The 8,181-nt window shown below is 64.1% G+C and carries 8 protein-coding genes; 3 read left to right on the top strand and 5 right to left on the bottom strand.

The genetic code is table 11. The annotated features are described in order from the left end of the window. From leuC to AC1D34_RS30035, 4 genes are all read right to left on the bottom strand, one after another. The coding region (gene leuC / locus AC1D34_RS30050) for a 3-isopropylmalate dehydratase large subunit (RefSeq protein ID WP_476826180.1) at positions 1–1,058 on the bottom strand (1,058 nt) is incomplete at its 3' end. 93 nt (positions 1,059–1,151) lie between these two features. Next, positions 1,152–1,328 (bottom strand): hypothetical protein, encoded by a 177-nt coding sequence (locus tag AC1D34_RS30045; RefSeq protein WP_162531536.1) that lies wholly within the window; start codon positions 1,326–1,328, stop codon positions 1,152–1,154. A gap of 115 nt (positions 1,329–1,443) precedes the next feature. After that, complete coding sequence (rplS, locus tag AC1D34_RS30040) at positions 1,444–1,839, bottom strand: 50S ribosomal protein L19 (RefSeq protein ID WP_043233560.1); 396 nt, start codon at positions 1,837–1,839, stop codon at positions 1,444–1,446. A 127-nt stretch (positions 1,840–1,966) separates the two neighbouring features. After that, entirely contained in the window at positions 1,967–2,353 is a 387-nt protein-coding gene (locus AC1D34_RS30035) for a hypothetical protein (protein ID WP_441489456.1), read from the bottom strand. A gap of 454 nt (positions 2,354–2,807) precedes the next feature. Between AC1D34_RS30035 and AC1D34_RS30030 the strand changes: the two genes are divergently transcribed. Further along, positions 2,808–3,596: an SDR family NAD(P)-dependent oxidoreductase gene (locus AC1D34_RS30030; RefSeq protein WP_476826179.1), complete on the top strand. Its 789-nt coding sequence runs from the start codon at positions 2,808–2,810 to the stop codon at positions 3,594–3,596. A gap of 169 nt (positions 3,597–3,765) precedes the next feature. Here AC1D34_RS30030 and AC1D34_RS30025 read toward each other — a convergent pair whose 3' ends face one another. Beyond that, complete coding sequence (locus AC1D34_RS30025; protein WP_476826178.1) at positions 3,766–4,197, bottom strand: putative quinol monooxygenase; 432 nt, start codon at positions 4,195–4,197, stop codon at positions 3,766–3,768. 267 nt (positions 4,198–4,464) lie between these two features. On the opposite strand from AC1D34_RS30025, the gene AC1D34_RS30020 reads away from it, so the two are divergent. Both AC1D34_RS30020 and AC1D34_RS30015 read left to right on the top strand, forming a co-directional pair. Continuing rightward, complete coding sequence (locus AC1D34_RS30020; RefSeq protein WP_476826177.1) at positions 4,465–6,543, top strand: elongation factor G; 2,079 nt, start codon at positions 4,465–4,467, stop codon at positions 6,541–6,543. A gap of 155 nt (positions 6,544–6,698) precedes the next feature. Beyond that, positions 6,699–8,181: AMP-binding protein (locus AC1D34_RS30015; protein WP_476826176.1), on the top strand; the 1,483-nt coding region annotated here is incomplete at its 3' end.

Below are 8,181 nucleotides of genomic sequence, written 5' to 3'. Positions count from 1 at the left end.
GTGCAGGAACCGATCCAGATCACGTCGAGCGGAATCTCGGTCATCCTGGTGCCGGGCTTCAGGCCCATATAGTCTAGCGCGCGCCATTTCGACGAACGCTTGGTCTCATCGGCGATGTCATCCGGGTTCGGCACGCTTCCCGCGACCGAGATCACGTCCTCGGGGCTGGTGCCCCAGGAGACGATCGGCGGCAGGTTGGCGGCATCGAGCTTGACGATACGGTCGAAATGCGCGCCCTCGTCGGTGCGCAGCGTCTCCCAGTAGCGCAGGGCCTCATCCCAGGCCGCACCCTTCGGGGCCTTAGGCCGGCCGTTGAGATAGGCGAAGGCCTTCTCGTCCGGCGCGATCATGCCGGCACGTGCTCCGCCTTCGATCGACATGTTGCAGACCGTCATGCGGCCTTCCATCGAGAGGGAGCGAATGGCCTCGCCGGCATATTCGATGACCGAGCCGGTGCCGCCCGCCGTCCCGATCTCGCCGATGATGGCGAGGGTGACGTCCTTGGCGGTGACGCCCTTGGCCAGAGCGCCGTCCACCTGGACGAGCATGTTCTTGGCCTTCTTCTGGATCAGCGTCTGAGTAGCGAGCACATGCTCGACCTCCGATGTGCCGATGCCGTGCGCAAGCGCGCCGAAGGCGCCATGGGTCGAGGTGTGGCTGTCGCCGCAGACGATCGTGGTGCCGGGCAGGGTGAAGCCCTGTTCGGGGCCGACGATGTGGACGATGCCCTGGCGGATATCGAGCTCGTTGAAATAMTCGACGCCAAAGTCCTTGGCGTTCCTGGCCAGAGCCTCGACCTGGATGCGGCTCTCCTCCTCGGCGATGCCCGCCTTGCGGTCGGTCGTCGGGATATTGTGGTCGACGACGGCCAACGTCTTCTCAGGCGCGCGCACCTTGCGGCCGGTCATGCGCAAGCCTTCGAAAGCCTGCGGGCTCGTGACCTCATGCACCAGATGCCTGTCGATATAGAGCAGGCAGGTGCCGTCTTCCTGGCGGTCGACGATGTGGTCGTCGAAAATCTTGTCATAAAGCGTGCGGGGGGCGGTGGACGACGTCATGTCGATAAGCCTCGGTCGTGGAAATCTGTGATGCCGGCGCTCAAGGCCGGCTGGCGCAACGCAAACAGCCTGTCGCCGGCCAACGGGCCGGTCTCAGGCGCGCCTAAGGCCCGCTGCCGCCGAGGTCGTGAAACGACCGAAGAAGCGCCAGGGCAGGCGCGCATGGTCGTGCAGCGCCGCAAAATCCTGCGTCGTCGGGATGCGGCGCAGGTTCGCCTCGCGGCGCACGATGCGGCAGCAGTCATCCTCACTGGGCAGGACAGTGTTCATGACGATGTTCTAGCAGTTCCAAACTGTGCCGGCAACGAAGCCGACGCCGGGCCGCCCAACGCAAAACGCGGCCCCGAGGGACCGCGTTCCGGTATTCACAGCAGCGCAGGGGCGCTTACTTGGCAGCCGACTTGTCGCCCTTGGCAGGACGGGCTTCGACGCGCTCGGCGATACGGGCCGACTTGCCGCGACGATCGCGCAGATAATACAGCTTGGCGCGACGGACCTTGCCCTTGCGCACAACCTTGATGGAATCGATGTTCGGCGAATAGAGCGGGAAAACGCGCTCGACACCTTCGCCATAGGAAATCTTGCGGACGGTGAAGGCTTCGTTCAGCCCGCCGCCGTTGCGGGCGATCACGACGCCTTCATAGGCCTGAACGCGGCTGCGCTCGCCTTCCTTGACCTTGACGTTGACCTGCACGGTGTCGCCGGGCTGGAAATGCGGGATTTCCTTGCCTGCGCTCAGCTTGGCGATCTGTTCCTGGTCGATCTGCTCGATGATGTTCATGGGTCTCTCCATGGCCGTTGTCGCGTGTGTTCACGCGGGCGTTACGGCTCGCTGTTTTCAGTTGAGTGGCTGGCCATACAGGAGAGGTAGGGCCTTGTCGAGGGGAATGAGGCGCTGGTGCCGCGCGCTATTTCGCTGCCATGCCAGCTTGCCCCTGCCTGAAGACCAGCCAGCCGAACAAAGCCATGTCAACCAGCACCGTCAAGGCGCCCACGCCGGCAATCGGATCCCCGGTCGCGTTTCCGGAATGAACCAGGGCCACTCCGACGGTCAGGACGAGCGTTCCGACGATCCAGATCCAGACCTGGATCACCGCGCTTCTGGCGAGGTCCAAGGATGGATGCAGCCGATAGAAGATGCCGAACAGAAACAAGGAGACCCATCCCAAGAGATTGAGATGGGCATGCGCCGGCAATGCCGAATGATCTCGCGAGATTGCCATGACGATGCCCCAGATCATGCCAGCGAGGGCGATGAGGACGGCGGCGCGGAAGCTCAGAGTCGATGCTTTCAAGGCAATCTCCCTCGCAGGTCAGGGATCAGAATACGGTCGGCCGGGCCGTCTTTGGTTCTATTGGGACAGGGATTTCTGGTCAGGATAGAAAGAGGGCCGGTGGATCGCGTCATTTCAATGCAAACTCAATGAAATGGCGAGCAACCTGGAGTGAGGATGTCCCGATCGAGGCAACAACACAAGATCTGCTTACTTCGTATTGTGACCTCTGACCAAGCTGGTGCTATGCGGCAGATCTCGGGGGGAACACAGACCGGGATCTGTCTGCGAGGGCGGGCATCGCTCCATGGGCGCGCAAGGTGGTGTCGGGCGTGGCGGCAGATCGCAGGTCACTCCGTTCGCGATTTCCAATCGCATTCGGAATACCGTGCCCGCATTCACGCGCTTTGCTGGGGCGCTGCCAGGGCGCATAGCGTAGGCGGACCCGTGTTCGTCTCTGTTTCGGATTGCTTCAATGCCTCAGGACATCGCCAAAGTCGCTCTCGTCACCGGCGCCGCGCGCGGCATCGGGTTGGCGACCACGAAACGCTTTCTGGCCGAGGGCTGGCAGGTCGCCTTGCTGGATATCGACGGGGCGACGCTGACATTGGCGATGGCGGAACTCAATGCACCGGACACGACGCTGGCGCTGACCTGCGACGTTGCCGAGGCTGCCGCGGTCGAAGCCGCCTTCAAGGCGCTGATGCAGCGCTTTGGCCGGCTCGATGCTCTCGTGAACAATGCAGGCACCGCCGTGTTCAAGCCGATCCTCGAGACGACGCTCGCGGAATGGCAGCGTGTGCTCGCGGTCAACCTCACCGGACCCTTTCTTTGTACGCAGGTTGCGGCGCCGTTGATGGCGGATACGGGCGGCGGCGCGATCGTCAACATCWCCTCGATCTCCGGCCTGCGTGCCTCGACCTTGCGCGTCGCCTACGGCACCAGCAAAGCGGCTCTCGCCCATCTCACCAAACAGCAGGCGGCCGAACTCGCCAGCCTCGGAATCAGGGTCAACGCAGTCGCGCCGGGCCCGGTCGACACCGCAATGGCCAAGGCGGTGCATAGCCCGGAAATCCGGGCCGACTACCATGACGTCATCCCGCTCAACCGCTACGGGCGGGAAGACGAACTCGCCGAGGCGATCTTCTTCCTGTGCTGCGAGAAGGCCAGCTACATCACCGGACAGACGCTTGCGGTGGATGGCGGCTTTGATGCAGTCGGGATCGGTCTGACGACCTTGCGTGGCGAAAGGCGCAATCGCTGATGTCGTGACGGGGTGCGCCGAGGGCATGCTTGGGGACGTTCAGGAACACGGGGCCAGCGGGTGAGGGGGCGGGAAATATTCCCTCGTAGGTGGAGGGTTTCCCGCGCGTTCAATGGACGGACCGAGTCTCGGCGTTCCGGGCTCGATCCGTCGGTTCGCTCCTCAGCATCTAACCTCGCGCTGTAAATGGCTCCATCAGGATGTAGGTGCCATCTGCCCGTTGATGCTTGTCGATCAGGGKGACGAGCCGCACGAAATGCTCGGTGCGGCAATGTGCATCGAGGGCGGCGCGATCCGGCCACTCCTCGATGAAGATGAAGTGCCCAGGGTCCTTCTGATCGATGAAGAGATCATAGGAAATGCAACGCTCTTCAAGCCGGGTCTTTTCGACGAGCTCTTCATAGAGAGGCATGACGAGCCCGATGGCCTCGGTCTTGATGAAATCCTGGGCGATTACCTTCAGCACGAGCATTCCTCTTCGATTGCAGGCCCCGCGGAGCGGCTGCTGTTTGCAGATACCACCGGCGGACTTCCTCTCCTGCACCGCCCTCCCATCTGAAAGGTGAGGCACTCGCAGGATGCCGGGGATATCGAGCGGCATCCGACACCGTTCAAGACCGTCCGGCAGTGCTGGCCACTATGCCAGCCGAGAGATCGCGCCTGGAACATTCTGCTTGCGCTGCGCCGCCAACAGCGCGAACCTTTGCCTCGACATCCCTCTTCGACGGCCGCCCGACCCTGTCGGGCCTGAGCGACCGCCGCCTTTCCGGCGTGGGCGCTGTGACATCGTTCTCGTCGGTTCTTCGCCGCGTTGCGCCGGGCGTCAGCTCTGACGCTGGTGCGCGGCAACAACCCGAAGGAGGACGCTATGGCTGCGACATCAGGCAATGGAGGTTCGGCCGCCGGCAAGAGAGCTTCGGGGCCGCGATGCATCGCCATCGTTGGTCCCTTTCAAAGCGGCAAGACGACCTTGCTCGAGAGCATTCTGGAGCGCTGCGGTGCGGTCTCACGGGCCGGCTCCGTCAAGGCGAAGAACAGTGCTGGCGATGCCTCCGCGGAGGCGCGGGCTCACCAGATGAGCACCGAGCCGAATGTCGCGACCGTCGATTTCCTCGGGGAGAGCTACAGCTTCATCGATTGTCCCGGCTCGGTCGAGTTCCTGCACGAGATGCGTCACGTCCTGCCTGTCGTCGATGCCGCGGTGGTGGTGTGCGAGGCTGACGACCGCAAGGCACCGGCGCTCGAACTCGTCCTGCGCGAGCTCGAGGAGGCGGATATTCCGCGTTTCCTGTTCCTCAACAAGATCGACACGGCGACGCGCCGGGTGCGCGAGACGCTTGGCATCCTGCAGCGCGCCTCGCGTACGCCGCTGCTGCTGCGTCAGATCCCGATCTGGCAGAAGGGCATCGCCGTTGGTTTCATCGACCTCGCCCTCGAGCGGGCCTTCATCTACCGCGAGCATGCGCCGAGCGAGATCGTGCCCCTCGGGTCGGAAGAGGTCGGCCGCGAGAAGGAGGCGCGCTTCTCGATGCTGGAGAAGCTTGCGGACTATGATGATGAGCTGATGGAGGATCTGCTTGGCGACATGGAGCCGCCGCAGGATCGGATCTTCGATGATCTCGCGCGGGAGCTGCAGCACCGCCACGTCGTGCCGGTGCTGATTGGCGCGGCCGAGCGGGGCAACGGCGTCACGCGGCTGCTCAAGGCCCTGCGGCATGAAGCGCCTTCGCTTCCGGAAACCCGCGGGCGCATAGGCGTCGTCGAGGACGGCGCACCGTTGGCACAGGTGATGAAGACCTGGCATTCGAGCCAGGGCGGCAAGATCTCACTGGCCCGCGTGTTGCGCGGGCGGCTCGCCGAGGGCGACGTCGTGACATCGTCCAGCGGCGTCGAGACGCGCATCGGCGGTGTCATCGAGCTGAAGGGATCCGAGCAGACGCGCAAGCCAGCAGCAGAGGAGGGACAGGTTGCCGCCTTTTCCCGGCTGGAAGGCGTGCGCACGGGGGATGCGCTGGCTGCTGGCAAGGTCCGTCCGGGCGTCGTGACGTCGGTTGCTCCGCCCGAGCCGGTCCATGCGCTCGGGATCAGCGTCAAGGATCGCAAGGATGACGTCCGGCTCACGGCTGCGCTCGGGCGCATCGCAGAGGAGGATCCTGCGCTGACCGTGTCGCATCTGCCGGAGTTCGGCGAGGTGCGGCTCTCGGGGCAGGGCGAGATGCATTTGCGCGTGACGATGGAGCGGTTGTCCGGGCGTTACGGCGTTTCGGCTCAGAATCACCCGCCTGAGATCGGTTATCGCGAGACTATTCGCGGCAAGGCCAGCGCGCGTGGGCGGCATCGCAAGCAGAGCGGCGGGCATGGCCAATATGGCGATGTGGTGCTGGAGGTGGCGCCGCTCGAGCGCGGCGAGGGCATTCGGTTCGTCGACCGCATCACGGGCGGCGTCGTGCCGAGACAGTACATCTCTTCCGTCGAGGCCGGCGTGCGGGATTTCTGCCAGCACGGGCCGCTTGGCTTCCCGCTCGTCGATATCGAGGTGACGTTGACCGACGGCTCCTACCATACCGTCGATTCCTCCGACATGGCGTTCAGGCAGGCAGCGCGGCTGGCCATGGCGGACGCGATCCCGCAGGCCAGATCCGTGCTGCTCGAGCCGATCCTCGCCGTCGAGGTCGTCATTCCATCGGACGCGATGTCGCGGGCCTCAGCCATCGTTTCTGYAAGACGCGGCCAGATCCTGGGCTACGACGCCCGCCCGGGATGGCGTGGCTGGGATCAGATCAACGCCCTGATCCCGGAAGCGGAAATGGGCGGTCTGATCGTCGAGCTGCGCTCGGCGACCTCGGGCGTCGGTTCCTTCAGCGTCAGGTTCGACCATCTTGCTGAACTCGCCGGCAAATCGGCCGAGGCCGTCGTGGCGGCGCAGGCCCTGGCGCATGGGCGCTGAAACCCAGGTGTGACCTAAAAGGTTCATATATAAACCTTGTAGTGATGGTAAAGCGGCGGGCGCTTGCGCCCGCCGCTTTCGTTCCGCACTGTATGGTTACAACAAGGCAGAAACGCTCGCGTGAGTGGGGAAATGCCTGCGAGACGGGAGGAGCGATGATGAAGGTGACGAGCGCCGCGCAGGCAGCAGCGGATCCGCGGCCCTGGTTGGCGCATTATCCGCCTGCGGTTCCGCCGGTGATCGACCAAGCCAAGGTCGGAACGCTCGCCGATCTGATCAGCCATGCCGTCACTACCTATGCCGCGCGCCCGGCCTTCGAGAGCTTCGGCAAGGCGATCAGTTTCGCGGAGGTCGGGAAAGCCGCCCGCGCCTTAACTGCCTGGCTGCAGGCCCGCGGCTTCAAGAAGGGCGACCGCATCGCGTTGATGATGCCCAACATCCTGGCCAATCCGGCCGCGATCTTCGGAACGCTGCTCGGCGGCTACACGGTGGTGAACGTCAACCCGCTCTATACGGCCCGTGAGCTGACCCATCAGCTCAACGACTCGGGCGCCCGCGTGCTCGTGGTGATCGAGAATTTTGCCCATGTCGTCGAGGAGGCCCGACCGAATCTCAAGCTCGACCAGATTGTCCTGGCGACGGCCGGCGACCTGATGGGCTTCAAGGGGGCCATCGTCAATTTCGTGGCCCGCAGGATCAAGAAGGTCGTCAAGCCGTTCAACCTGCCGGGCGCGGTCCCGCTGAAGACTATTCTAGCCGGCCCGTCGACGATGACGCCGGTCGTCGTCCTGCCCGAGGATGTCGCCTTCCTGCAGTATACCGGTGGTACGACCGGCGTCGCCAAGGGCGCGACCCTGACCCATCACAACGTCGCGTCCAATGTCGAGCAATGCGCGCTCTGGCTTGGCTGGGGGCTCGAGCCGCCGCTCGGCCGCAGCGACTACCAGCATGTCATGGTCACGGCGCTGCCGCTTTACCATATCTTCGCGCTGACCTGCTGCTGCATGTTCATGCTGCGGATCGGCGCAAAGGGGCTCCTGATCGCCAATCCACGCGATATCGCGGGCTTCATCAAGATCCTGAAAACGAGCCGCTTCACGCTCTTTTCCGGTGTCAACACGCTCTACAATGCGTTGGCCAACCACCCCGAGATCGAGAATGTCGATTTCTCGGAATTGCGTTTTGCGGTGGCGGGCGGCATGGCGACGCAGGCGGTGGTTGCCAAGCGCTGGCGGGAGGTCACCGGGCGGCCGATCGTCGAGGGCTACGGTTTGTCCGAGACCTCGCCAGTCGCCTCGGCCAACAGGCCCGACATTGCCGAGTTCACCGGCACGATCGGGTATCCGCTGCCCTMGACCGATTTCGCGATCCGGGATGCCGACGGCAATGACATGCCGATGGGCGAGCCGGGCGAGGTCTGCATCCGCGGCCCGCAGGTCATGCGCGGCTATTGGCAGCGACCGGACGAGACCGCGAAGGTGATGACCCCGGACGGCTATTTCCGCTCGGGCGATATTGGTGTTCTGCTGCCCGACGGGCAGATCAAGATCGTCGACCGGATGAAGGACATGGTGCTGGTCTCCGGCTTCAACGTCTATCCGAATGAGGTCGAGGACGTCCTCGCCACCCATCCGGGCG

It is taken from the genome of Allobosea sp. P1_A7, from assembly GCF_056406775.1.
This window is presented reverse-complemented; position numbering and strand designations above follow the sequence as displayed.